Raw genomic sequence first — 23,724 nt, 5'->3', positions numbered from 1 at the left:
TTACTGACCCGGGATCTGGAAATTGAAGACCCCGGTATCGAAGCTGTTGTACGCCTCGTAGTCCACGAGGTCATACAAACGCGCCCGGGTCAGCATGTTCCCGACCTGGGCCTCCTGGGTACCGTCAGCCTTGATCGATTCCAGCGTACGCTCCGCAGCGCCCATGGCACTACGGAGCAGGGTCACCGGATAGATGATCATGTTGACGCCGACGCCGGCGAGCTGCTCCACCGTGAACAGGGCGCTCTGGCCGAACTCGGTCATGTTGGCCAGGATCGGCACGTCGACGGCGTCACGGATCGCCTGGAACTCGCTGAGGTCCTTCATGGCCTCCGGGAAGATGGCGTCCGCCCCGGCCTCCACGAGCGCCCTGGCGCGGTCCTGCGTTGCCTGCAGGCCGTCCGTGGCACGGATGTCGGTCCGCGCCATGATCAGGAAGTTCGGGTCACGCCGGGCATCGGCCGCCGCGCGGATGCGCTTGGTGGCCGTGTCCAGGTCCACCACGTTCTTGCCGTCGAGGTGGCCGCAGCGCTTCGGGTTGAACTGGTCCTCGATGTGGAGGCCGGCGAGGCCGGCGTTTTCGAGCTCCTGGACCGAGCGGGCCACGTTCATCGGCTCGCCGAAGCCGGTGTCGGCGTCGACGATGCTGGGCAGATCCGTCATCCGGGCAATCTGCCCGGCGCGGGTCGCCACCTCGGTGAGCGTGGTCAGCCCGATGTCGGGCAGGCCCAGGTCATTGGCCAGGACGGCGCCGGAGATGTAGACCCCGGCGAAGCCCTTTTCCTCGATCAGCCGGGCCGAGAGCGGGTTGAACGCTCCCGGGAACTGCTGGATCGTCCCGGAGGCCAGGAGCTCCCGGAAGCGGACCCGCTTCTGCTCCGGGGTGACCTTCGAGTACAGCATTTAGAAGAGTCCCTTCGGTGCGGCGGCCAGGTCGATCACGCCGTCGGCGGCCTGGATGTTGAGCTCGTCCAGCTCACCGGCAGCCAGCTCGGGCAGGCGGGCGGCGGCCGCCAGGAAGCGCTCGATTTCCGCTTCGGCGACGAGGCCCGCGGCGAGGGTGCGGAACTTGTTCACGTACTGCTCCCGCGCGAACGGCCGGGCACCCAGCGGGTGGGCGTCGGCAACGGCGATCTCGTCGGTGATGACCGTGCCGTCCTTGAGCGTGATGACAACGGTCCCGCCGAAGGCCTTCTCCGCGATGTCCAGGGAGTGGTAGCGGCGGGTCCATTCCGGGTCCTCGACGGTGGTGACCTTGTGCCACAGTTCCACGGTGTCCGGGCGCGTGGCGCGCTCCGGGGCGTAGGAATCGACGTGGTGCCAGGCGCCGTCCTGCAGGGCGACGGTGAAGATGTACGGGATGGAGTGGTCCAGCGTTTCGCGGCTGGCGGTGGGGCTGTACTTCTGCGGATCGTTGGCGCCGGAGCCGATCACGTAGTGCGTGTGGTGGCTGGTCTTGATCAGCACGGACTCTACGTTGGCCGGGTCCGTGACCTCCGGGTGCCCGCCGTGGAGCTTGCGCGCCAGGTCGATCCACGCCTGGGCCTGGTACTCGGCCGAGTGCTCCTTGGTGTAGGTGTCCATGATGGCGCGCTTGGTTTCGCCCGGGGTCGGCAGCGGCACGGTGTAGGAGGCGTCGGGGCCGTCCAGCATCCAGGCGATGACGCCGTCCTCGCCTTCGTAGATCGGCACCGGGGAGGTCTGGCCGCGCATGGCCCGGTCCGCGGACTCGACGGCCATCTTGCCGGCAAACGCGGGGGCGTGCGCCTTCCAGGTGGAGATCTCGCCCTTGCGGGACTGCCGGGTGGCGGTGGTCGTGTGCAGAGCCTGGCCGATGGACTGGAAGATGGTCTCGACGTCGAGGCCCAGCAGAGTGCCGATGCCGGCGGCGGCGGAGGGGCCGAGGTGCGCGACATGGTCGATCTTGTGCTTGTGCAGGCAGATTGCCTTGACCAGGTTGACCTGGATCTCGTAGCCGGTGGCGATGCCGCGGATCAGGTCCTGGCCGCTGGAGCCCACGTGCTGGGCGACGGCGAGAATCGGGGGAATGTTGTCGCCCGGGTGGGAGTAGTCCGCGGCGAGGAAGGTGTCGTGGTAATCGAGCTCACGGACGGCCACGCCGTTGGCCCAGGCAGCCCACTCGGGGGCCACCCGCTCTTCGATGCCGAAGACCTTCGAGCCCTTGCCGCCGGTGGTGGGGCCGTGGGTCAGGGCCTGCGCGCGGGCCGCGACGATCGGGGCGCGGTTCAGCGAGGCAACCGCCACCGAGGCGTTGTCGATCACCCGGTTGATCACCATGTCGGTGACCTCGGCGGAGACGGCGACGGGATCGGCAGCCACCTGGGCTATCTTGAAGGCGAGCTGGTCCTCGCGGGGCAGGTTTTCCTCGCTCTTGTAAACGCGGACGTGGTGTTCCTTGACCATGGTGCTCCTTTTAGTGCGGTGGATGCGTGCTATTGAGGTGTATGCGTGGCTTTGACGTGGGAAAGGCTGCGGTGCAGGTGGAGTGTGGTTGCGGCCTCCGCCAGCCGGGGGTTGCCGGCGGCGATCGCCTCGGCGATGGCGGCATGTTCGGCGGCAGCCGCGGTGAGCCGTTCGGCGTCGTCGGCCGCCAGCCGGCGGACCCGGACCAGGTGGACGCGCAGGCTGCGCATCGCCTGGGCGAGGTAGGAGTTGTGGATCGCGGCGTCGATGGCGGTGTCCAGGCGTCCGACCAGGCCGTAGTAGTCGTGCCGGGCCGGGTCCCCGGCGCTGATCAGCGAGGGGGCCTGGCACAGTTCGTTGCGGAGCTGTTCGAAGGTGGCGGCGTCGCCGCGTTCGGCGGCCAGCGCCGCTGCCTTGCCCTCGAGGGTTTCGCGCAGCTCGAAGAGCTCGTCGATGTCCTCCAGCGAGATGTCGGTGACGACGACGCCGCGGCCGCCCGCCGTCGTCGTCAGGCCCTCCGCGGTGAGCCGGCTCAGGGCCTCCCGCAGCGGGGTGCGGGAGATGCCGAGCCGCTCGGACTGCTCCACTTCGGCGAGTACCGTCCCCGGCGCCAGGCGCCACTCGATGATGTCGTCGCGCAGGGCCGCATAGGCCTTGTCGCTGGCGCGCATCCTGACTCCTTCGTTGGCTGACGATGTCCAGTGTATACACGGATGTTCCTTTTGCCCAGCATTTGACGTGAATTGGGTTCGGTACTGGCAGCTTTGTATACATACGCCTTGTGCCGTGCGCCCGGACGGGGCTACCATGAGCACCATCACATCGTCGTGGACGGGACTCATTTTCATGGTTAGCAAGAATTACCGGGACAGCTACGCACGCAGCCTGGATACGCCCGAAGCATTCTGGCTGGACGCCGCAGCAAAGATCTCGTGGACCACTCCACCGCAGCGTGCCCTCGATTCCAGCCGGAAGCCGCTGTACGACTGGTTCCCCGATGGTGTGCTCAACACGTCCTACAACGCGCTGGACCGCCACGTGGAGGAGGGGAGGGGCGGCCAGGACGCCCTGATCTATGACTCCGCCATGCTCGGCACACAGCAGCGCTTCAGCTACGCGGAACTCACGGACCTCGTCGCCCGGTTCGCCGGGGTTCTGCGCAGCCAGGGCGTGGGCAAAGGCGACCGTGTTGTGATCTACATGCCGATGATCCCCGAGGCGGCCATCGCGATGCTCGCCACCGCCCGGCTCGGCGCCGTGCACTCCGTCGTCTTCGGCGGCTTCGCCCCCAAGGAACTCGCCGCCCGCATCCGCGACGCCGCCCCTGCCGCGGTGGTCACGGCCTCCGGCGGCATCGAACCCTCGCGCCGGATCGAATACCTCCCCGCCGTCAGGGAAGCCCTCGGCCTGGCCGGGGTGCCGGACACCCCCGTCCTGGTGAAGGCGCGCGACGGCTTCGCCTCCTCGGCGGCCGACCACGCCGGCTGGCTGGACTGGGACACCGAGATGGCCTCCGCCGCGCCCGCCGCACCGGTTGACGTCAAGGCCACCGACCCGCTCTACATCCTCTACACCTCCGGAACCACCGGCGCCCCCAAGGGCGTCGTGCGGGACAACGGCGGCCACGCCGTTGCGCTCAGCTGGACCTTGAAGAACATCTACGACATCGGACCAGGCGACGTGATGTGGACGGCATCCGACGTCGGCTGGGTGGTGGGGCACTCCTACATCGTCTACGGCCCGCTGCTGGCCGGCGCCACGACCGTTCTCTACGAAGGCAAGCCCGTCGGGACCCCCGACGCCGGGGCGTTCTGGCGCGTCATCCAGGACCACAAGGTCAACGTGCTGTTCACCGCGCCCACCGCCCTGCGCGCCATCCGGAAGGCCGACCCCGAGGCCAGCCTGCTCGGCGGGTACGACATTTCCAGCCTGCGCACCCTGTTTGCCGCCGGTGAACGGCTCGACACCGACACGTTCCACTGGGCCTCCCGGGTCCTGGGCGTCCCGGTCGTGGACCACTGGTGGCAGACGGAGACCGGCTGGGCCATCTGCGCCAACCCGCGCGGGCTCGACGGCCTGCCGATCAAGGCAGGCTCGCCCAGTGTGCCGATGCCGGGCTTCAAGCTGAACATCGTCGACGGAGCGGGGACGGACGTCGAGGCGGGGACGGAGGGCAACATCGTCCTGGCGCTTCCGCTGCCGCCGGGCACGCTGACGACGCTCTGGGGCAACGACGAACGCTACATCTCCTCGTACCTGCAGGCGTTCGAGGGCTACTACGCCACCGGCGACTCCGGCTACCGGGATGAGGACGGCTACCTCTTCGTGATGGGCCGCACCGACGACATCATCAACGTGGCCGGCCACCGCCTGTCCACTGGCGCCATGGAACAGGTCATCGGCCAGCACCCGGCCGTCGCCGAATGCGCCGTGATCGGACTCGCCGACCCGTTGAAGGGCCAGCGCCCCAGCGGCTACGTGGTGCTCAAATCAGGGGTCGACGTGCCCGAGGAGATCCTGGTCAAGGACCTCATCGCGCTGGTCCGGCGCGACATCGGCGCCGTTGCCGACTTCAAGCACGTCACCGTGGTGGAAGCCCTCCCCAAGACCCGCTCCGGCAAGATCCTTCGCAAGACCATGCGCCAGATCGCCGACGGCGAGGACTATGTGGTGCCCTCCACGATCGAGGACGCCGGCGTGATCGACCAGCTCATCGGAACGCTCCGGCCCGCGGCCGCGGGGGGAGTAGCTGCGGAATAGCGGTGTTAGGTGTCACGCTGAGCAGGCTTTTGGATCCTCCGTCGGCTCCGACGGCGTGATTCCGCTGCCGGGGCCGGGCGTCAGCGGCGAAAGTCTGCATTGAGTGACGGGTTATCTTCCGGCTGTCGCAGTTCCCCCGGCCCCCCGGTAGGGGCAGTGTCAGTTTCCGAAGTCGTCTGCACCGAATGTCCACACTCGTCTGCACCACTCACAAAATGTCCGTATGGGGAACCCGTGCGGGACAGTCAGCAGGATTTCATCCGATATCAACATGCCGCAACGGACGAACAAATATGGCAGGCCACGATCATCTGCTCTTGGGTTCCCAGCCCATCCGGAGGCGGCCGGCGTTGAATTCACGCAGCACCATCTTCGCTTCGAAGGACCCGACGCCGCCCGAGCTTGCTAGAGCCTGCAGATAAGCCCGGGCTTCGGATTCAGCCCAGAACAGACAATGACTTGCGGACCACCGGGCCACGGTCGGCACGGGGTGGGACATCATCGTCCTAATTGCCGCGCGCCCATCGGCAGTCTTTCTCAGTTCGAGCTGGGCACGCTGCATCCGATCGACATGCGTGTTCCATCGTCTCGCACGCGCGTCGCTTGCCAACGAGATCGAGTCCATGGCCACCAACTCGACAAGGTACGCGTCGGTCCACTTGCTGAGGTCGTCAGGATTCACGCCGTAACCCTCCCACATAGAACAGCCCTTTAATCGGCGCGGCCGACTACTCCGGGCCCACGAATTTTCGCACCGGGCATGCCAATCGCCGATCCATTGCCGGGCTGCGGCCTTAGGTGAAGGAGTCAACAAGTTCGGGGGCAGTCCCAACCTGCCCGTTTTCGCTGCGGACAATCCCTGTTCCTGCTGTGCACAAGAGCCATGCGACGTCCCAAAGGCTGGGCACCTATCACCCGAACTTCTTCCATTGTCCTTCGGAAACCACCTCGACGGAGCCGTCGGCGACCTTGATAGCTGTCTGTTCGTCGATGGCGTAGGCAGGGACGCGTATATCGGCGGCCCACCGCTCTGCGTGGGCCAGAGTGTTGCCCGGGAAAGCGTCCAGGTGCGGGAAGATCGAAAAGTCCACCACCCCCAGGGTGCGATCGTCCGGAGCGGACGGCCACTCGACGAAGTATTCCCCGATCCGGGGCGTCATCACCATGCTTCCGGCACTCACTCCCACCCACACCGTGTCGGGAAGTGACGGCAGCAGCTCGGCCAGCCCGGACTCCCGCATCCAATGGGACAGGTACGTCGCGTCGCCGCCGTCGACTAGGAGCACGTCGGCTTCCCGATGCCAGGGGACCCATCGCTCTGCGCCGATGGTGGGCAGCGCGGTGAGCTCGAGAACGCCGAGCGACGCCCAGCCCAGGCCCGACAAGTGACGGGAGTCGTGCTCGGCGGCAAGTAGGCCCCGGCGTCCTCAATTCCAAGAGCAGCAACGAGGTGGTGCGCTTCTGACCGCCGTGGCCTCTCTCAGCGTTGGCGTGAATGATCCACCCGTAACATCGTGAGGTCTTCGACGGCGTTGATGACGATCCCAGACCTGGGTGCGGTGACCGCGAAGACGGTCCCGGGTTCCAGGGCGTACCGGGCGTTTGCTCCAGGAAAGGAAGCCCAACCGCGGCCGCCGACGCAGTAGAGGGGAAGTTCCCTCCTCGGCTTCCAGCAGTCGTTCGCCTTCAGTCTTGGATACGCAAAGCTCGTGTATCGAGTAGCCGAACTGATGGTCCTCGGAAATGACCTCGCCGTCGCCGGAAGCATCACGGTCAGCAGTTGTCGCGTGCAGCACTGAAATTCTCCTCTCGATAGGGGTAAGGCAGCGGCACGGGACGCCCGGGCCGCTACTCGGGGGTCTTGCTTTGCCGATGCGGCGCGGACCGTCCCGGGCCTTGTTGCCCGCCGCTTCAGCCTCAGGGGCGTTTGAAACCTGGGCGGGTGCTGCGGGTCTGGATCTCTTCCAGTTCCTGGAACAGCGTGACCTGCATCCCGTCCGGCCCGGTCAGCCTGGAGTTCAAGGACTTCCATGGTGTTTCGCGTGGTTCGGCGATGAGGGTGGCGCCGGCGGCGATCAAATCCTTTGTGGCTGTCGCGGAGTCGTCTACTTCAAAGGCGATGCGGATTTTTGCGCTCCGTTGGCCGTCGGCTTCGACGTCGTCAATCATGCGGATTTGGGCGGGGTTGGAGAGTTCCAGGGTGGCCCGGCCGGCATCGAGGATAGTGACTCTGGCATCGCCGTCACCCTCGAACGCAGCTTGTTCGGTGAGACCGAGTACGTCGCGGTAGAACGTCACGGCGGCCTCGTAGTCTTCGGCTTCGACGATGAGGCGCAGCTGGCGCACGGGGGCTGTGGTTCTGTTCTCTGTGGTCATGCTCGTACCCTAGGACCTGATACCAATGTGAGAGGCAAGGCATAAATGCGCATCGGAGAACTATCGGCGGCCACAGGGGTGAGCGTGCGATCGCTGCGTTACTACGAGGAGCAGGGTCTGCTGAGCGCGGACCGCACCGGATCAGGGCAGAGAGTGTACGACACGGAAGCGCCCGCCCGTGTTGGCCTGATTCAGGAGCTCTTCGCCGCCGGCATATGCAGTGCGACAATGGTCGATTTACTGCCGTGCATGAGTGATCCCGGAGTGAGAACCCCGAAGCTGGGGACCCGCTTGCTCGAGGAACGAGACCGGATCTCAGGTACGATCGCTAACCTTAAGGCGACCCAGACTGCCCTTGACCGGATCATCAGCGAGATCAAAATCGACTAGGCATCCTTTTTCCGATGTACGGCGGCGGTTCGCTCCGTCCGTATTTGGGAGAATTCATCCCAGCCTGCCGGAAGCAGTTTGCGTCGGCCAGGGTTCCCAAATAGGACCGTCTTACGGGCAGCTCTGGATGCCCGCGAGAAATGCGCGCAGTACCGCGGCCCATTCATCGAAGGCATCCAGGTGTCCATCATGCGATGCTCCCGCGAGGTCCACGCGCTGGACGTTCCGTCCGCGCACCACGAACGCGCTCTTCTCCTCCGCGGAGAACATTCCCTTTTCGCCATACACCACAAGAGCCGGGGCATTCACGCCCTCCCACTCTGCCCAGCGAGGGACGACGACGTTGTTCATCGTCTTGACCATTACGTCAGCGTCGAACCGCGGCCACAGGCCGTCGGCCCTTTCTTCCAAGTCGGCCACCCAGGCCCGCGGTAGTGGGTCGTCACCCAGGTGCGCGCGGGCGGCCTCGCGGTCCGGAAACGGCACGGGCCAGGACCGGAAGAAATCGCCCAAGACCTCGTATTCGGCAGAGGTGCCTCCGCCGGCATTGGATTCAAGCAGCACCAGCTTTGAGACAAGATCAGGCCGTGCAGCGGCAACGAGCATCGCCGTATGCCCGCCCATCGACTGGCCCACCAGGGCGACAGGTCCGCCCACCGCCGTTTCGATCACTTGTACGACGTCGGCCACGAAAGCCTCGCGGGAGAGATCGCTGGGAGTACGTGTGCTCTGTCCATGTCCGCGAAGGTCAACCAGAACCGTTCGGAATTCGGGCAAGGCCCCAGCCGTGGCGAAAAACTCCCGGGAGCTGCCCGCCAGCCCGTGCAGGATCACGACGGGCAGTCCGTCGCCGCCGGTGTCGATGCAGTGAATCCGATCTTCCGGTCCAACGTCTACAACGAAGCTTCGGGTAGAGTCCATGTGCGCGTCCATCCCCTGACCGTATCGCCCGCATGCGAGTCCCCTTATCGGTCGGCTTTCGGTCCTGGAAGTGGAAGGCCGGGAGCCGCTGGCCATAACGCTCATCTCGAACGTCCGGACCTTACTGCCGCGCTAGTGAAAGATTGGCTTGCACGGACCAGCGCGTCTGCCATGTGAGGGGACCCTTCTGCGACACTCCAACAGGCTAGATGCGGTCAGGGTCGCGTTGTCGCGTAGAGCAGCATGTCGCGCCGGGTGTCACCAATCTCCTGGTGGCTGCGGAGGAGGCCCTCCCGCTGGAAACCAGACGCCTCGGCAACACGACGTGAGTTGCTGTTCCACGGCTCGATGTACAGCTCGATCCGGTGCAGAGCCGGGATGGTCCAAGCGAACGCGGTCAGTGCCTTCAACGCGCTGCTGGCGATCCCGCGACCACGGTGCTCGGGGGCAACCGAGTAGCCGATCGTTGCGCGGCCGGCGGACATGTTCTGAAGCCACAGTCCGATGGCACCGACGGCGTTGTCGGACTCGGCATCGGCGATGACGAATGACAGGCCTTTTCCTTCGGCTAACCGGCCGCGCTGTCGGTAGATCCACTCCATAGCCTGCTGTGGCGTGGGGAGTCCGGGAAGGCTGCCGATGAGTGGGATGTAAGAATCGTCCCCCAGCTCCAAGGCGAGATGTACGTCGTCGTCGGTAAACTCGCGCAAGACGACTGAACCGTAGGTCGGGGGCGTAGTCGGCCAGGACGGTAGGTGCTCAGTCATACATCGATTATCCTCATGGTCGTAGTCCCGGAGTCTGAGATTCACTCGATGCCGGAAAGGCTGGGTTTCTTCACTGTCGGCCCGTTTTGGGTGAAGGACCGGCTAACGGGCGCTGTTGAAACCGTTTTCAGCTACGGCCCGCAAACGCACTCGGAGAAAGCTCGGAGAACGCAGCCCCCTGCGCGCGTTGAGTACGTGACGCTTGAGAATTCAGGTCGGTGCACCATGCGGGATAGACGCGGAAACCGCGCTTGCCGGGATGCAGATCGGAGCTGACGTATCCGAGCGAGATCAGGTGCGCCGCGGTGAATTGGAAGACCCCGAACCGTTCCAGCTCCTCTACGACGACGAGCAGTCCAGACATCGACTCGTCAGCCGTGAACGGCCTGGTCGATCCACTTTCGCCGCGCTTCCAGACCGCGACGAAGGCGCCGGGCTTCGCCGATGTGATCCGGGCGGTGCGGATTCGCCACTGCTCCGTCCCGACGCGCGCGACCCCAGATTCGTAGTCGCTGTTCTGTTCTTCAACCTGGATGACAGGCTGTGCAACGGCAGAAGCATGCGCAAGGTCGATGAAGCGCTTGAATGCGTGGAAATTCACTCTCAGACTCTAGTCGCTCAAGAATCCGGCCTAATCCTGTCTGGTTGACGATCGACTAACAAAACGTCGTTCTGAGGGAGATGCCCGGCCAGCTGCATAGTCTCAGGGGCGGGCAACCCCTAGAGGCTGATTTCGTAGATGAGAGTCGGCAATCCGGATGGTGTGATGTCGTGCCGACCAAAGGTGAATCCGAGCTTTTGTGCAAGACCGATGGATGGTGCGTTGTTGGGGTGAATATTCGCAATGAGCCGAGCTATGTCAGATGATGTGCGGGCCCAGTTGATCCAGGCCGATGCGCCCTCGAACGCGACGCCTTTGCCCTGCGCTGCGCGGCCGAGGATGTAGCCCACTTCAACCTCATCCCAGTCCGGCCAGAAGTGGAGCCCAATCCGACCCAAGAACTCACCTGTGGATCGATCGATGACGGCGCTCTGACCGTAACCCCGTTGATCCCATTCTGCGGCGAAGGCGGCTACCTGGAAGGAGATCGCGACTGGCGTGAGTCGGTCGCCTCCAACGTAGCGAGCAACGTCGGGGTCCGCGTAGACGGCGGCCAGATTAGGGCCATGTTTGATGCTCAAGGGCGGCAGGTTGAGACGGTCGCTGCCGAGGTTCCTGGCGTCAATCATCTGGTCACTATAGGCTTCGGGCGACACGTCCAACCGGCGACCCGCGCCGAGTCCTCAACCTCCATTCTGCGACTTCAACCGCTCGCACCACCCCAGACGTTCGAGCCAACACCGGATGCGTCGGGGTCCGCCCGGTCCCCTGGGCCGTCCAACTCGAGCATCGTCCGTATAAGACCCGTCCGATGAGTTCTCGGAAGCCGTGGTCTTATGTCGCTATCAGTGGAGATCCTGCTCCCCAAGGGAACAGGATCGCGGGGACGTCCGACCGCTTGAGTCAACGAGCGCGCGCATCTGGTGCTCGGCTGGACAGGGATGAAGTCCCCGGCCAGCCGGGCAACGTCGCATTGGGGAGGATCAGTTCCCGGCAGCGGCAGGTCGGCGAAGAAAAACTGCGACCAGAAGCGCCCCTGCCAGGCATAGGGCTGCGTTGACGCCGATGGCGGGCAGCACCGCGCCCAGCACCTGGCCCGGGTCGCCGCTGGTGCCGTGCTGGAGCAGGGACGCGGCGATGATAGTGCTCATGACGGGGATGCCCATGGTGATGCCGATTTGCTGGCTCATGGTCGTCAGGCCGGTAGCGAGGCCTTGTTCGGCGTCAGGGAGCCCTGTGGTGGCGGTGACCATGAACCCGACGATCGCGGCGAGGTTGGCGACCCCACCGACGAACGTGGTGACCAGGACGATGGCCAGCGAGGCCTGATCAGTGTTGATGAAGAGCAGGGATCCGGTTGCAGCGGCCTGGATGGTGAGGCCGGTGATGATGGTGTTCCTGGTGCCGAGTTTGCCGATTAGTTTCGGAGCGATGATCCCGCCTACGACCGTTCCGATGCCGAGGACGGCGAAGGCCAGCCCTGCCCCGAGTGCTGTGTAGCCGAGGACCTGTTGGAGGTAGAGGGTCAGGACAAAGACCAAGGACGTTTCGGTGGCGAACGCCAGGATCCCGGCGATGTTGCCCCAGGCGATGTTGTTCCGCCGCAGGATCGTCACGGGCACCAGCGCGTGTGCTGTGTTCTTCTCGATGAAGAAGAACACGATCATCAGGAACAGACCAGCGGCGAGGGGGCCCCATGCCGATGTCTCAGCCCAGCCCTTTTCGCCCGCGGTGGTCAGACCGAAGACGAGCAGCAGCAGCGCCAGGGTTACAGTGACAGCGCCCGGGACATCGAGTTTCGTTTTGTTTCCGCGCGCGGACTCGGTGAGGAGTTTCGGGGCGAGGATCAGGACGAAGAGGGCGATGGGGATGTTGATGAAAAACGCCCACCGCCACGACAGCAGGTCAGTCAGGAGCCCGCCGAGGATCGCGCCGGCGGTGAACCCTGCAGCCATCAGGGACCCGTTCAGTCCCAGTGCTTTGTCCCGCAGCGGGCCTTCGGGGAAGGACGTGGTGAGCAGCGACAGCGCGGCCGGGGTTACGGCGGCGGTGGCGAGGCCCTGGGCGACGCGCGCGGCGAGCAGCAGCCCGGGGTCGGTGGCGAGCCCGCCGACCAGTGATCCGATGCCGAGCAGCGCCATGCCGGCGATGAAGAGCCGTTTGCGGCCGAACAGGTCAGCGACCCGGCCGAAAAACAGGGTGAACCCTGCCGCGCACAGCGCGAAGGATGTGGCGATCCATTGCAGGTGCTCCAGCGAAAAACCTACGTCGGCCCCAATCCGGGGCAGTGCCACGTTCAGGATGGAGAAGTCCACTGCGAGGGTGAAACTCGCGGTCAAAAGCAGGACCAAGATGAGCCGCTGCCGCCCCGTCATCCGGAGAGGACTCTCATGGACCGTGTCTTCCGGTGGTGCGGCGAGCTGGGGGAGAGGCGTGGTGTCGTTGGTTGTCATCGCGGGAGGGTATCCAATCACTTGCGTGTGTGCGGGTTTTCCTCTCCACCCTGCCGGTGCCCGGCAGGAACAGCCACGCCGTGCTGTGGGTAGCACTGGCAGTACTACCCACCCACGGGAAAGTTCGTGAATACTCACAGGTATGAACCAACCAGCAGCCACGGGCGACTTCCTGCGCACACGACGGGCCGCGCTAACCCCGGCAGACGTCGGACTGATGGACTACGGCACCCGCCGTGTCCCCGGGCTGCGGCGGGAAGAAGTGGCCATGCTGGCCGGAATGAGCGTGACCTACTACGCCAGGCTCGAACAGGGCCAGCACGTCAACGCCTCTGACGCCGTCATCGATTCCCTCGCCCGGGCACTGGCCCTGACCGAAGTCGAAAGAAAACACCTTGTGGACCTGTCTGGCGCCAAGCGCCGCACAACCAAAACCATGCGGAGCAGGCCGGATCAGGTCCGGCCTGGAACAAAGCGCCTCGTTGATTCCATGGGCAGGGTTCCATCAGTAGTGCTGGGCAAACGCACCGAAGTCCTCGCCTGGAACCAGACCGGGCACCGGCTCGTCGCTTCCCACCTGGACTTCGACGCCCCGGACACACCGGCGGAGCGCCCGAACATGACCCGGATGCTCTTCCTGGACGAGGCCACGCGCGCCCTGTACCCGCAGTGGCGCACCGAGGCCGGGCGTGCAGTGGCGTCCCTGCGGCTGCTCTCCGGACGGTTCGCCGACGACACAGACCTTGCAGCCCTCGTCGGGGAACTGACCCTGAAAAGTCCTGAGTTCGCGAGCATGTGGGCTGAACACCCGGTCGAGAACTGCATGTCGGGGCACAAGACACTGAAGCACCCCCAGCTCGGCACTTTGGATCTGGGCTTCGAGGTCCTGACCATGCCGGACGATTCCGGCCACCGCGTCCTCACCTACACAGCAGAACCAGGCACCGAAACAGCCAAAGCCTTGACCCGCCTGCAGCGGGCACCCTTGGCCATTGCACGGGAAGGAGCGGATCTTGATTAGGCAGTCTGAGGTAGCTATCCGTCATCACTTCAGCCCCCAACTTCACCAGTCCACCGCCCCGTTCTCGCACTTCGTGCAGCACGGAGATAGCGGCTGCACGGCAGGGATTATCGGCCAAGACCCGCGCACAGGTGCCCTCGTGTCCGACGACGTCGCCGAGCAATGCGCCGCCATGCTCAACAACCTCGAAACGCTCCTGCATGAGGTCGGTCAGGACTATCCAACATCCTTCGCACAACGATCTACCTGACGGATTACGCGGACTTTGCGGCAATCAACACGGCCGACGCAAAGCACTTGCAGGCACCGTTCCCGGCGCGGACCACCCTCCAAGTAGCAGCGCTCCCGCTCGGCACGAAAGTACAAATAGATGCCATTTCGACCACTTCGCGGTTCCCGCAACAGAGGAAGGACCGGTAACGGTCAAATCCGTCCCGAAGAGGTTCGGCCTACGTTCCGTGACAGGTTGGCGGCGATCCCACTCACCCGACATGACAAGCTGACAAAATGACAGGCGCGGCGTGGCAACAGAAGATCGACCACTTCTATGAGCAGGAGTTCGACGAAAACGATCCGCATGGCTCTATAGCCAGGATGCGTAGTCTCCTCTTGGAACGTCCAGACGGCGACGCAGAGGCCTTGTTCGAGTTGGGTGGGGTACACGATGCTCTGGGACTCGAGGATGAAGCGATCCCGCTGTACAGGCGAGCCATTGAAGCAGGACTTGAGGGCACAAGCGCGCTACGCGCATCCATCCAACTTGCAAGCACGCTGCGCAACGTCGGTGACTCCGCCGAAGCAGTGTCAATCCTCGAATCAATGCCTGACGCCGGCGTCGACGAAGGCGCACGGCAAGCCTTCCTCGCCCTGGCACTACACGATGAAGGCCGACATGGGGACGCGTTGAGAATTGCGCTACTGGCGCTCATCCCCATGCTCGACGGTTATAAGCGGGCCCTCACCGACTACGCAGCAGAACTTTCGAGCAACGTCACGAGACCCTGACGGATGTTGCCCGTTCAGGGATCGGCTTTCGGGCGATGCTGAGTGCGACCAATGGACTTCTGGCTATGGAAAAGGATGCCGTGACTGGAACGCCGACATTGCATCTGATGGTCTGGCCACCCGGCGGCGGAAAGACGACACCGCTGCGAGAAATCGAACATCGGACGGTGCGCTCCGACTTACTCCGGATGATCGGATGCAGCCGTCATAGTCGTTTTCGACGTGTGCGGGGTTGCCGCCCATACGGCCCCTTATGGCCATTTTTTTGCAGTCCTGTGATCGTATTGTCAGGGATGAGAACCAGGAGGAACGCATGACGACTAGCCCGCACCAAGCGCATGACGAGGTTATACATGCCGAACACAAGGAGGCTCTGGCCCGAGGTGAAGCGCGCGTTCTCTATCTGACCGAGGACGGAATGCTCCACAGTTACCTGAAGCACGAACTCGGAGGGCCACCCAATGGGCCCAAACATTGGTGGGTGAACCTCTTCCAGCTCGCGTTCATGGTGGGTGGTGTCGCCCTCGGCGTCGCCGTCGTGGTGGAACCCACCCTGAGCGGGGGAGAACCGTATTGGCGCGGACTCATCGCCGTCGGAGTGTTCCTCCCCGGCGTCGCCGCCTGCCTCTGGTTCACGACAGCGGACTACCGAGCCCAGAGGCTGCGTAGGAAACGAGGCACCCCGAACCCGCTGCGCATCTCTGGCGCGAAGAGGAAGGTCCCGGAGGCCTACACGGAATCCATGCCCACGCGGGCTCTCTAGCTCAAATCGGTCGACGCCCTTGATTGCTTCGTGCTGAGCGATCTTCAAGACTTCATCGTTGAAAGTTACCTCGGGTTGGGAAAACCTCGCGGCCCGCGTGACTTGCCCTAGCACCTGCCGCCTGTCCCACAGCCGATCCCCTAGTGGCCGTGCCACAGAGGGTTTCCCTCAACGTGACCCCTGAATGGTGCCAGTCTTTCGCGCTGCCAGCAGCCCAGTGGGTCGTCACACCCTAATGAGGTGCGACAACGATCTGGACGTCGTCTTCGTAGAGGACCTTTCCTGGATCATTCGAATAGAGCACCCGCCAGCCGACGCCATAGCGATGTAGAAGATCCGTGTAGAACTCCACTCCAGTCACCAGATGCGCAGCCGTACGCTTGAACCAGGACTGGGCTGCCGGGTTGATTGCACGGTCGTAGACGGATCTGTCCACCGTCGAGGGGTCCGCGTATGCGGCGTCGTAGTGATCGTTCGCGCTACGCCAGGATGCCCAGTCCTCGGCGCTAAGTCTCCCGTCCTTGGCCAAGCCGTTGGCGAGAGCGAAGACGCCTGGGTGGAATCCGCGGCCGTTGGGCATGCTTGCCTCATAGCGCACAAACTTCTCTTCCATGCAGCCCAGCCAATCACCTGCCCTCGTGTTTACGGCCGGATGTGGCTTAGTGTCGCGCGAACGTCCCATTCAAGGTTCAGCCTGCGGGCAGTTCTCATCCGTCGACGACGGACATCGGCAGGCCGCCCCCGTGCACGGCAGGGGCGATGCTGTCTAGCTGCCAACCGTCCCCAGATGCCCGGAATGTCGCGATCTGCGGAGGCGAGTAGCCCGATGGGACGCTGCTCGGCCCATTCGTCGTCGAGGACTGGTGTTCCTCGGTCAATTCCTTGAACGGGACGCTTGCCTCCGAACCGGTCACCTCGACCGACTCCACCGTTAACTTCGTCGAAAAGGACGTATACCAGAAGCCCATAGACTTGAATCCCACCTTCGAACGAGCCACCACTGCGAGGTCCCGCGCGCGCTTGGACCGGTAGGCCGCCGTCATCTGCCCCTCGGCAAGGCGCGCGGCGGGGGGAGTGTCGAGGACTGTGCCGTTTCGATCCTCGACGGCAGTTTGGATGATGGCCGCGAGCTCGGACGACGACGGGCCAGGCACTGATGCGGACAACCCCACCGTTGGCGGCCCGGCGGCCGGCTGGCACCCGCCAAGGGCCGACCCGAGCACAGCCACCACGGCCACCACTTACGACGGGTACTTCACCGTGCTCCCCCTTGCCCTGGATGTCATCACAGCCTGCCGTGCCGACCCCACCCAGTCAACGGGGCCCAGTGGGGTGCCCGGTAAAGGATCTCTCAGCGGACACAAGCATGCCGGACGTTCCGCGTTCTCAGCGATCAAGCACCGCATCCGCGATCTGCTGCGCGGCTTGGTCCGCTGTGATGTGTGTGGTGTCGATGACCTCGGCTTCATTGTGCAACCAGGTATGAGCTGCCTCGGCGTATGGCTCCAAGTACGCGAAGCGGAATGTCGAGGGGCCGAGGTCTGTGTCGTTCTGTATACGGTCGCGGAGCGTGGCTTGGTCGGCGTGGAGCACGAAGTGCTGGATCGGTATGCCGTGCTCGGTGAGACCATCGCTGATCTCGCGCCAATAGCTCTCGACCAAGACAGTCATCGGCATCACGAGTGTGCCTCCGGTGTACTCAAGCACGCGCCGAGCGGTTTCGACAACAAGCCTTCGCCACGGCTCCCAGTGCTGGAAGTTGTCGGTCTCAGGAAGTCCCGGCTTGATGTCCATGAGCATCTCACCGACCTTCTCAGCATCGAAGACGCGCGCGTCAGGCAGCAATTGCTGCACGAGCGTGCTCGTCGTCGTCTTTCCCGCCCCGTGGGTGCCGTTGAGCCAAACAATCATGGACCGAACTCTAGTGGCAAACAGTTTTCCTTCCCGGCCCGCCCGTTAGCCGATCCCCTTGCGGACGCTGGTTAGGGGCCGCTTCTGGGAGCATGGCGATATGAAGAAGTTCATGCGATCACTGGCAACCGACATTCTCAACGCCGTCGGTTCCGGGCCCCGGTTCGTGGCAATCGACGGCGTGGATGGCAGTGGCAAGACATCCTTCGCCGCAAGGCTGGCATCCGAGATCCAGAATCGACCCGTGATCGTCATCCACGCCGACGACTTTCTGAACCCCTCGCCTGTCAGGCATGCCAAGGGGCGTGCTTCACCCGAAGGGTTCTGGGAGGATACCTACAACTACAAGGCCCTGCAGCAGCAGCTGCTCGCGCCACTCGGCCCAAAGGGGGACGGCTGGTACTCGCCGGTTTCCTATGACCCAGTGACCGACCGAATGGCACAAGTGGAAGTCGTTCACGCCCCATCAGATGCACTGGTCGTAGTCGAAGGTTTATTCCTGCACCGCGATGAACTCGCCCCCTACTGGGATGCTTCGATATTCCTGGACGTTCCATTCACCGAAACCGCGGCACGAATGGCAGATCGAAACGGGAGCAACCCCAACCCGGAGCACCCAACGATGCGCCGGTACGTCGGCGGACAGCGCCTCTACTTCGACGCTGCACGACCCTGGGAACGCGCCACGTTCGTCGTGGATAACTCGGATTTCACCAAACCGAAAGTCATCCGTCCCGACATGGTTTCAACTGTCCGGTGAGAGTTCCTCGAACGGAACGACAAAACCGCCATTTCAGGCTGCGACTTAACCGCCAATCGGGGTTATACAGTCACACCTGCTACGAACCGAATAGGCTGGCTGCCATGGCTCGAGTTCTAATCACCGGCATGTCAGGGGCAGGAAAAACGACCGTGCTGCAAGAGTTGTCCCGGCGAGGCCACCGAACTATCGACACCGACTACGACGGCTGGGTGCTCCCGGACGACACTTGGGATGAGCCACGCATGTCGGCACTTCTCGCGTCCGATTCGTCGCTGGTTGTCTCGGGAACCGTAGAGAATCAAAGACATTTCTACGACCGTTTCGCTGCTGTTATTCTCTTGAGCGCACCGGTGGAAGTCCTGATTGATCGGGTCTCGGCTCGTACGAACAATCCATATGGCAGGTCAGAGGATGACCAGTCCGCGATCCGCCAGCATGTTCTCGAAGTCGAACCACTGCTCCGAAACGGCGCAACGCTCGAACTCGATGGGCGTCGACCGGTCGCAAAACTTGCGGATGAGGTTGAACGTCTCGTCATCGGTCGGCCGATCGCGTCTGATGCCCGGTGAACGATTGCCGACACCAGCTAACGCCAGTCAGTTATGTCATCTTCAGGCGCCACGACTTTGTACTTCTGCAGCTGCGTCAGGGAACTGGATACCTTGATGGGTTTTGGGCCACAGCGGCCGCCGGACACGTTGAAGCCCATGAGTCTGCTCATGAGGCAGCCTCCCGTGAAGTCCAAGAAGAGCTTGGCGTCGCAATCAAGGCGAGTGAGCTCTTGCCATTGGTCGTCATGCACCGGAAGCAGGACGAAACGCATACGGGGAGAGTGGACTTCTTTTACCAGTGCACAGCCTGGCCGTCCGAGCCACACCTTATGGAGCCAGACAAGGCTTCCGATCTCAGATGGTTCCACCTCGATGACCTGCCGACACCAGTGGTTCCACATGAACTCCACGTATTTGAGTCACTTAGGTCAGGAATGCCAGGGATCATCTCCTTCGGATTTCCCGCGCGAAACTCCGAGTGATCCCGCTGCCACATGTAGGAACGGGTCGCGTTCAGACCCCGCCCGGTGAAGGATCCCTGAGCGGGCGCTGTTTCCGCACACCGACGGACATGCTGTCTGGATTCCGTAGGGCCGAAAGTCGCCAGTGGCTGGACTAAGCTCCATGCAATGACATTGTGGCGCTGTGTGGTGCCACGTCTATTGGGGGTAGAAAAGCGTGAAGCATCAAAGTCTGAGGACTGCCGCAGCGGTGACGGCGATCCTTGTCCTGGGGGCGGCACCGGCCGTGGGGGCTCCTGCCGAGATTCTCGACGTCGGCGGGACACCCCTCGGGGTAGTGGTTGGCAGTGACGGCACGGCGTACGTGGGCGACTACGGCACCGGCGGGATTCGGGTGATACCGCCGGGAGCGTCCCGGCCTTCGCGCACGCTCAGTACGGGTATCAATGTCTCCGGGATCGCGTTGGCCCCGGACGGCACGTTGTACGTGGCACAGCAGGACAGTGCCTTGGGTGAGGCAGTGGTGGGTGTCATCCCGGCCGGCGCGGCGGGTGTCGTATGGAGCATTCCGGTGTCGGATGGGAACCATCTGATTGCCGCCGGACCCGACGGGACGGTCTTCGTTCCGAACCCTGCCGAGGGCACTGTGTCGGTCATCGCACCCAATGGATCGGCGGTGGACCGCATTGTCACGGTCGGGGCCGGCCCGGTGGAAGTGGCGGTCACGAAGGACGGCACCGCGTTCGTGACGAACCAGTACGGCGGGACGGTCTCGGTGATCCCGGCCGGGGCGAATACCGTCTCGCGGACCATCCAGGTCAGCTCCACGCCCGGGAGGACAGAGAACCCCCACGGGATCGCCGCCGGCCCGGACGGGACGATTTATGTCACCAACATCAGTTCCAATCACGTCGCCGTCATCAAACCAGGCGCCGACACCGTGGCCTACCGCATCTATGTCCCGGGCGGACCCACGGAGGCCGCCGTCGGGCCGGACGGGACCCTCTACGTCGCCAGCGCCCTACGTCCCGCCCTGTCCGTAATACCGCCCGGGGCCACAGCGACCGGCCCCTCCATCCCGACGGGGAGCAACCCCGGTCACCTCGCGGTAGCTCCGGACGGGACCATCATCGTCACGACCCCGGGCAGCGGCTTGGGAAACGGTTCCGTGGCCCGCTACGCCACTGCCGCTGCAGTTGCGACTTCGGCCCCCGCCCTAGCCCCAGCCTCAGCACCGGTATCCGACCCGAACCGACCGGGCGACGCGGCGACAACCCCGTGGAGCTCCCCGGCCGGAATCGCTGGAACGGCCGGAGCGGCAGCTCTCGTCATCGCCCTGCTCATCGTGGCCACGCAGCGCCGGCGAATGGCGTCCCTTCGCGACCGCGCCAGCGGGTCAGAGGAACACCCCGCGGATCACCACAGCGCAGGTATCTGGAGCGGGCACGCCGATGCAGGCCAAAGCAAGTGATCTGGCCGAGCGGGCTTAACCGGTTGTCCCAAGCTGATGTGGAAAACCCGGACAGTAAACCGTAGCCACAGCTATCCGCGGGTCCACGCCACCCTTTCACCAACTTCGGATGGGCAGTTCGGTCGCAGGCAACGGTGTGCAGAGGTAGGAGGGGTCGCCAGCTATGTATATATGGCACGCTTCACCCCGCCGAAAGAAGTCAGTCCGAGCCACGATCGTCGGAAACAGGAAATGGCGGAAACACATGCCACTAGAGTTCATGGACATGCTGGCGAAGCCCACTCTTGGTTTCAGCCAGGCACTACTCTCAAATGCGAATCCGGAGTCAGTCCTGAATCGCCGAGTGGTATCGATAGAGTCCCGTAGAGGGATCCTTCAACGGGAATGAGTGATTCTGCTCGATGAAGCTGCCGAGGTCGCCGTCCCCGACTGAATCAGCGGAACCAATCACTGCATTGCCTTCCCACGGTTTCGTTGGCGGACCCCTCGTCGGGTCGGCTCAGGGCTTCTTTTCAAAATATCTCCGACAAAGTGAAACCTTTTGGATGCTCCCGGACAATACAGGGCATGGGGAACATTGAATCCGATGACGACGGGCTATGGACGCGCAGCCTCAACGGTGAGGGCGACGCCTTCGGAGTGTTGTTTGACCGGCACCGCGACAGAGTTTTCCGCCACGCCTACCGGCTGTCCGGGAACCGCCATGATGCCGACGACATCATGGCAACGTCGTTCCTCGAATTATGGAGGCGCCGGAGCAGGGTGCGGCTCGTCGAGGGCTCTGTGCTTCCGTGGTTGCTCGTCACCACCACAAACGTGGCACGCAACAGCGGACGGACGGCGTTCCGCCACCGCAGACTCCTCAACTCTCTCCCCCGGGATGAAGCCGTTTCCGATCCCGCATCGAATCAGCACTTGGACGGCCAGATAGATGGGGACGCGGCCCGGGCCCTGGGAACCCTCAACGCCGTGGACCTGCAACTCGTAAGCCTTGTCGTGTTCGAGGAATACACCATCGCAGCAGCTGCTGCCGTCCTAAACCTGACACCGGCGGCGGCCAAGTCCCGCATGCACAGGGCGCGTCAACGCATGAAAACGGCAATCATCGGGGAGCTGCGGCCCACCCCGGCTCTAGAAGGAGACAGGTCATGAATCAGTTGCACCCCGACGATACTTTCAGCAAAGCCCTGCGGGCGGAACTGGTCTCACGCGCCCAGAAACCCGCACCCTCACGGACCAGGGGTCGCACCCGGCTGTGGATCAGCGCCGGCGCTCTGGCAGGTGCGGGCCTTCTGGCCGGCACCACGGTCCTGATCACCGCCTCCGCACCGGTACCCCCGGACAGGTTCCTAGACGCGTCACGAATCATCCCCAGCCTGTCCGAGCCTCAAAAGGAAACGGACAAAATCCCAGCCACCGTGAACCCGGAACTCTTCAGCTACATGATGGTGGATCCTGTGTCCCGGCGGGACATCGACCCCACGAAGACACGGCTGGTCGGACACACTGCAACGCGGACGATCTACGCCGCCCCCGCCGGCAACGACTACATCTGCGACATCGCGGTAGATACCAAAACGGGGACCAGCGACGGTGCAGGGTGCGTGTGGCTGAAAAACTTCGAAGGCTTCGGGATGAAGACGGTAACAGCAGACGGGAATGAATCCTGGTGGCTGATGGTCCCCGCAGCCGTAAAAAAGAACCTCGAGTCCGTTAAAGATGAACCTGGCTGGACGCAGCAGGCCCCGAACTTCCTGGTTCGGGAACTCAACAAATGAGTCACTGAAGAACATGAGTGGGACTGTAGTGATACAACCCCGCCCGAAGCCCACCATTACGCGAAGGGCCGCCCCGACGCTTGTTGCCGTGGTGGCCCTTTTGGGCCTCATTTCATGCAGCGCAGGAGGGCCCCAACCAGGAGGAAGCCAACCAGCATCGGTTACTCCTCCGGCTAAGACAAGCCCGTCCATCCATGCCATTACTCCACCGGCTAAGGCAAGCCCGTCCGTCCATGTCATTACTCCACTTGCGAACCGGCTCCCAACAGACAGCTCACCGGCTACGGGTGAGACAGTTCCATGGACTCTGGTGAGAGTCGACAACGAGAAAGACCGCATCTACCTGTCAGCAGGGCAGGTTAGCTGTGCAGTGCCCTCTGTCGTGCACCTCCAGGAAACGCCGACGGAGATCATCATCGCCGTCACCGGCCCGCCGTCTTCGGCATCGTCCTATATTCCATGCACCGCGCAGAAAGTGACCCTCGTCGGTCACGTTCAGCTCAACGACCCCGTAGGCGGACGCCGAATTGTGGGAAACACCGAGTAGGAGGCAGGGCCTGATTGGAACCCACCAGGATAGGGCTACCCCGCCGCCGCGGCTGGAGCCATTTAGGGATCCTTGGACGGACACCGATTGAGTGCTGGTGGCCCGATCTGCCGGTAACGACGCATGATGACCCACTGATGTTGGTTTGTTGTCCTTCTCCTGACAAAAACGCTTGTGGCGGTATACGCTTCGAGAAATCTCGGCCGAGGCGGGGGGCTATGAAGAATCTTAAAGTCTTTGCTTGCCTCACTGCTGTTGTGTTCACGGGGATGACGGTTGCCTCGTGCGGTTCCAGCACGGGGGCACCGAACCCAAGCCAGACATCACCGACGCCATCGAGTGAATGCGCCCAATTCGTAGCTGGGGCCCCTTGCGAGAAATACACCAGCACGGCCGGCTCCGATGACGGCACACCAATCTCCTGGGTAACCGCAGGGGAGGTAACGGCACAACTTTCAAAACGCGGTTCGGATACCTACCTCACGGTTGTGATGCCCTGCGGTCCCCTTGATGCCGTTGTGACGATCAATGACAAGATCATGCGAATTACGGGGCAGAGGGCGCTTGGCGCCTCAGGCTGCATAGAGAACCTTGGGGAGAGACAGGGTTGGGTCCTTAAGTTCCTCGAGGGGAGCGTGGAACTGGGCTACAGCAACAACACCTTGACCTGGACGAACGGCAAGGATTCGCTTTCGTTCGTTACCAGTTGACGTTCCGGCCAGACTGCGTCCCAGTTGCGGAACCCTAAGCGGGACGAATTT

Annotated in this window: 26 protein-coding genes and 2 pseudogenes; 14 read left to right on the top strand and 14 right to left on the bottom strand. The window is 63.5% G+C overall.

Annotation, left to right across the window (positions count from 1 at the left end):
* Genes prpB through J2W14_RS13725 form a run of 3 tightly spaced genes read right to left on the bottom strand, consistent with a single transcriptional unit; the run spans position 1 to position 3,095 of the window.
* Complete coding sequence (gene prpB, locus J2W14_RS13735) at positions 1-903, bottom strand: methylisocitrate lyase (protein WP_307463361.1); 903 nt, start codon at positions 901-903, stop codon at positions 1-3.
* Entirely contained in the window at positions 904-2,424 is a 1,521-nt protein-coding gene (locus J2W14_RS13730; RefSeq protein ID WP_307463359.1) for an MmgE/PrpD family protein, read from the bottom strand.
* Between the two features lie 29 nt (positions 2,425-2,453).
* Positions 2,454-3,095 (bottom strand): GntR family transcriptional regulator, encoded by a 642-nt coding sequence (locus tag J2W14_RS13725; RefSeq protein WP_307463356.1) that lies wholly within the window; start codon positions 3,093-3,095, stop codon positions 2,454-2,456.
* A 175-nt stretch (positions 3,096-3,270) separates the two neighbouring features.
* On the opposite strand from J2W14_RS13725, the gene J2W14_RS13720 reads away from it, so the two are divergent.
* Positions 3,271-5,184 carry a propionyl-CoA synthetase gene (locus J2W14_RS13720; RefSeq protein WP_307463431.1) on the top strand — a complete coding sequence of 638 codons (1,914 nt, stop codon included), beginning with the start codon at positions 3,271-3,273 and terminating at the stop codon, positions 5,182-5,184.
* Between the two features lie 307 nt (positions 5,185-5,491).
* Here the strand turns inward: J2W14_RS13720 and J2W14_RS13715 are convergent, their stop codons facing one another.
* The 3 genes and pseudogenes from J2W14_RS13715 to J2W14_RS13705 form a co-directional block, all read right to left on the bottom strand.
* Positions 5,492-5,866 (bottom strand): DUF2019 domain-containing protein, encoded by a 375-nt coding sequence (locus J2W14_RS13715; RefSeq protein ID WP_307463353.1) that lies wholly within the window; start codon positions 5,864-5,866, stop codon positions 5,492-5,494.
* 229 nt (positions 5,867-6,095) lie between these two features.
* Positions 6,096-6,569 (bottom strand): annotated as a pseudogene (locus J2W14_RS13710) (Type 1 glutamine amidotransferase-like domain-containing protein); the annotation flags it as partial.
* Positions 6,570-7,101: 532 nt separating this feature from the next.
* A complete protein-coding gene (locus J2W14_RS13705) occupies positions 7,102-7,560 on the bottom strand; it encodes a VOC family protein (RefSeq protein ID WP_307463350.1) in 459 nt (152 codons plus the stop codon).
* Between the two features lie 45 nt (positions 7,561-7,605).
* Between J2W14_RS13705 and J2W14_RS13700 the strand changes: the two genes are divergently transcribed.
* Complete coding sequence (locus J2W14_RS13700) at positions 7,606-7,950, top strand: MerR family transcriptional regulator (RefSeq protein WP_307463347.1); 345 nt, start codon at positions 7,606-7,608, stop codon at positions 7,948-7,950.
* Positions 7,951-8,061: 111 nt separating this feature from the next.
* Here the strand turns inward: J2W14_RS13700 and J2W14_RS13695 are convergent, their stop codons facing one another.
* The 5 genes from J2W14_RS13695 to J2W14_RS13675 form a co-directional block, all read right to left on the bottom strand.
* Complete coding sequence (locus J2W14_RS13695; RefSeq protein WP_307463345.1) at positions 8,062-8,883, bottom strand: alpha/beta fold hydrolase; 822 nt, start codon at positions 8,881-8,883, stop codon at positions 8,062-8,064.
* Positions 8,884-9,086: 203 nt separating this feature from the next.
* Complete coding sequence (locus J2W14_RS13690) at positions 9,087-9,638, bottom strand: GNAT family N-acetyltransferase (RefSeq protein WP_307463343.1); 552 nt, start codon at positions 9,636-9,638, stop codon at positions 9,087-9,089.
* A 127-nt stretch (positions 9,639-9,765) separates the two neighbouring features.
* On the bottom strand, positions 9,766-10,239 hold the full coding sequence (locus J2W14_RS13685; protein ID WP_307463341.1) for a MepB family protein: 474 nt from the start codon (positions 10,237-10,239) through the stop codon (positions 9,766-9,768).
* Between the two features lie 119 nt (positions 10,240-10,358).
* Entirely contained in the window at positions 10,359-10,868 is a 510-nt protein-coding gene (locus J2W14_RS13680) for a GNAT family N-acetyltransferase (protein ID WP_307463339.1), read from the bottom strand.
* A 354-nt stretch (positions 10,869-11,222) separates the two neighbouring features.
* Positions 11,223-12,692: an MFS transporter gene (locus J2W14_RS13675; protein ID WP_307463336.1), complete on the bottom strand. Its 1,470-nt coding sequence runs from the start codon at positions 12,690-12,692 to the stop codon at positions 11,223-11,225.
* 142 nt (positions 12,693-12,834) lie between these two features.
* Here J2W14_RS13675 and J2W14_RS13670 point away from each other — a divergent pair, with 142 nt between their 5' ends.
* From J2W14_RS13670 to J2W14_RS13660, 4 genes and pseudogenes are all read left to right on the top strand, one after another.
* Complete coding sequence (locus tag J2W14_RS13670) at positions 12,835-13,713, top strand: helix-turn-helix transcriptional regulator (RefSeq protein WP_307463333.1); 879 nt, start codon at positions 12,835-12,837, stop codon at positions 13,711-13,713.
* Positions 13,685-14,133: pseudogene (locus J2W14_RS21240) on the top strand (RidA family protein). The gene J2W14_RS13670 and the pseudogene J2W14_RS21240 overlap by 29 nt, the downstream one beginning before the upstream one ends.
* Positions 14,134-14,220: 87 nt before the next feature.
* A complete protein-coding gene (locus tag J2W14_RS13665) occupies positions 14,221-14,718 on the top strand; it encodes a tetratricopeptide repeat protein (protein WP_307463329.1) in 498 nt (165 codons plus the stop codon).
* Positions 14,719-15,199: 481 nt separating this feature from the next.
* Positions 15,200-15,481, top strand: a complete 282-nt coding sequence (locus tag J2W14_RS13660) for a hypothetical protein (protein WP_307463327.1) — start codon at positions 15,200-15,202, stop codon at positions 15,479-15,481.
* Between the two features lie 232 nt (positions 15,482-15,713).
* Here the strand turns inward: J2W14_RS13660 and J2W14_RS13655 are convergent, their stop codons facing one another.
* From J2W14_RS13655 to J2W14_RS13645, 3 genes are all read right to left on the bottom strand, one after another.
* Complete coding sequence (locus tag J2W14_RS13655) at positions 15,714-16,094, bottom strand: hypothetical protein (RefSeq protein ID WP_307463325.1); 381 nt, start codon at positions 16,092-16,094, stop codon at positions 15,714-15,716.
* Positions 16,095-16,188: 94 nt separating this feature from the next.
* A complete protein-coding gene (locus J2W14_RS13650; RefSeq protein ID WP_307463323.1) occupies positions 16,189-16,722 on the bottom strand; it encodes a hypothetical protein in 534 nt (177 codons plus the stop codon).
* A 145-nt stretch (positions 16,723-16,867) separates the two neighbouring features.
* Positions 16,868-17,392 (bottom strand): AAA family ATPase, encoded by a 525-nt coding sequence (locus J2W14_RS13645; protein ID WP_307463322.1) that lies wholly within the window; start codon positions 17,390-17,392, stop codon positions 16,868-16,870.
* A gap of 100 nt (positions 17,393-17,492) precedes the next feature.
* On the opposite strand from J2W14_RS13645, the gene J2W14_RS13640 reads away from it, so the two are divergent.
* The 8 genes from J2W14_RS13640 to J2W14_RS13605 all read left to right on the top strand — a co-directional run bounded on the left by J2W14_RS13640 (position 17,493) and on the right by J2W14_RS13605 (position 23,673).
* Positions 17,493-18,152: a uridine kinase gene (locus tag J2W14_RS13640; RefSeq protein WP_307463319.1), complete on the top strand. Its 660-nt coding sequence runs from the start codon at positions 17,493-17,495 to the stop codon at positions 18,150-18,152.
* A gap of 104 nt (positions 18,153-18,256) precedes the next feature.
* Positions 18,257-18,724, top strand: a complete 468-nt coding sequence (locus J2W14_RS13635) for an AAA family ATPase (RefSeq protein ID WP_307463316.1) — start codon at positions 18,257-18,259, stop codon at positions 18,722-18,724.
* Positions 18,721-19,188 carry an NUDIX domain-containing protein gene (locus J2W14_RS13630; RefSeq protein WP_307463314.1) on the top strand — a complete coding sequence of 156 codons (468 nt, stop codon included), beginning with the start codon at positions 18,721-18,723 and terminating at the stop codon, positions 19,186-19,188. The genes J2W14_RS13635 and J2W14_RS13630 overlap by 4 nt, the downstream gene beginning before the upstream one ends.
* A 229-nt stretch (positions 19,189-19,417) precedes the next feature.
* On the top strand, positions 19,418-20,638 hold the full coding sequence (locus J2W14_RS13625) for a virginiamycin B lyase family protein (protein ID WP_307463312.1): 1,221 nt from the start codon (positions 19,418-19,420) through the stop codon (positions 20,636-20,638).
* Between the two features lie 567 nt (positions 20,639-21,205).
* Positions 21,206-21,790 (top strand): RNA polymerase sigma factor, encoded by a 585-nt coding sequence (locus J2W14_RS13620; protein WP_307463309.1) that lies wholly within the window; start codon positions 21,206-21,208, stop codon positions 21,788-21,790.
* On the top strand, positions 21,787-22,416 hold the full coding sequence (locus J2W14_RS13615) for a hypothetical protein (RefSeq protein WP_307463306.1): 630 nt from the start codon (positions 21,787-21,789) through the stop codon (positions 22,414-22,416). Before J2W14_RS13620 ends, J2W14_RS13615 begins: the two co-directional genes overlap by 4 nt.
* A gap of 370 nt (positions 22,417-22,786) precedes the next feature.
* Complete coding sequence (locus tag J2W14_RS13610; protein ID WP_307463304.1) at positions 22,787-22,963, top strand: hypothetical protein; 177 nt, start codon at positions 22,787-22,789, stop codon at positions 22,961-22,963.
* A gap of 218 nt (positions 22,964-23,181) precedes the next feature.
* Positions 23,182-23,673 (top strand): hypothetical protein, encoded by a 492-nt coding sequence (locus J2W14_RS13605; protein ID WP_307463303.1) that lies wholly within the window; start codon positions 23,182-23,184, stop codon positions 23,671-23,673.
* The last annotated feature ends 51 nt before the right edge of the window (positions 23,674-23,724 follow it).

Source organism: Pseudarthrobacter oxydans, assembly GCF_030812335.1.
Taxonomy (GTDB): Bacteria; Actinomycetota; Actinomycetes; order Actinomycetales; family Micrococcaceae; genus Arthrobacter; species Arthrobacter oxydans_B.
This window is presented reverse-complemented; position numbering and strand designations above follow the sequence as displayed.

Bases quoted from the DNA above. Each gene is read 5' to 3' on its own strand.
- prpB (WP_307463361.1), bottom strand. From the start codon at position 903: ATGCTGTACTCGAAGGTCACCCCGGAGCAGAAGCGGGTCCGCTTCCGG.
- J2W14_RS13730 (WP_307463359.1), bottom strand. From the start codon at position 2,424: ATGGTCAAGGAACACCACGTCCGCGTTTACAAGAGCGAGGAAAACCTG.
- J2W14_RS13725 (WP_307463356.1), bottom strand. From the start codon at position 3,095: ATGCGCGCCAGCGACAAGGCCTATGCGGCCCTGCGCGACGACATCATC.
- J2W14_RS13720 (WP_307463431.1), top strand. From the start codon at position 3,271: ATGGTTAGCAAGAATTACCGGGACAGCTACGCACGCAGCCTGGATACG.
- J2W14_RS13705 (WP_307463350.1), bottom strand. From the start codon at position 7,560: ATGACCACAGAGAACAGAACCACAGCCCCCGTGCGCCAGCTGCGCCTC.
- J2W14_RS13700 (WP_307463347.1), top strand. From the start codon at position 7,606: ATGCGCATCGGAGAACTATCGGCGGCCACAGGGGTGAGCGTGCGATCG.
- J2W14_RS13695 (WP_307463345.1), bottom strand. From the start codon at position 8,883: ATGGACGCGCACATGGACTCTACCCGAAGCTTCGTTGTAGACGTTGGA.
- J2W14_RS13690 (WP_307463343.1), bottom strand. From the start codon at position 9,638: ATGACTGAGCACCTACCGTCCTGGCCGACTACGCCCCCGACCTACGGT.
- J2W14_RS13680 (WP_307463339.1), bottom strand. From the start codon at position 10,868: ATGATTGACGCCAGGAACCTCGGCAGCGACCGTCTCAACCTGCCGCCC.
- J2W14_RS13675 (WP_307463336.1), bottom strand. From the start codon at position 12,692: ATGACAACCAACGACACCACGCCTCTCCCCCAGCTCGCCGCACCACCG.
- J2W14_RS13670 (WP_307463333.1), top strand. From the start codon at position 12,835: ATGAACCAACCAGCAGCCACGGGCGACTTCCTGCGCACACGACGGGCC.
- J2W14_RS13665 (WP_307463329.1), top strand. From the start codon at position 14,221: ATGACAGGCGCGGCGTGGCAACAGAAGATCGACCACTTCTATGAGCAG.
- J2W14_RS13655 (WP_307463325.1), bottom strand. From the start codon at position 16,094: ATGGAAGAGAAGTTTGTGCGCTATGAGGCAAGCATGCCCAACGGCCGC.
- J2W14_RS13645 (WP_307463322.1), bottom strand. From the start codon at position 17,392: ATGATTGTTTGGCTCAACGGCACCCACGGGGCGGGAAAGACGACGACG.
- J2W14_RS13640 (WP_307463319.1), top strand. From the start codon at position 17,493: ATGAAGAAGTTCATGCGATCACTGGCAACCGACATTCTCAACGCCGTC.
- J2W14_RS13635 (WP_307463316.1), top strand. From the start codon at position 18,257: ATGGCTCGAGTTCTAATCACCGGCATGTCAGGGGCAGGAAAAACGACC.
- J2W14_RS13620 (WP_307463309.1), top strand. From the start codon at position 21,206: ATGGGGAACATTGAATCCGATGACGACGGGCTATGGACGCGCAGCCTC.
- J2W14_RS13615 (WP_307463306.1), top strand. From the start codon at position 21,787: ATGAATCAGTTGCACCCCGACGATACTTTCAGCAAAGCCCTGCGGGCG.
- J2W14_RS13605 (WP_307463303.1), top strand. From the start codon at position 23,182: ATGAAGAATCTTAAAGTCTTTGCTTGCCTCACTGCTGTTGTGTTCACG.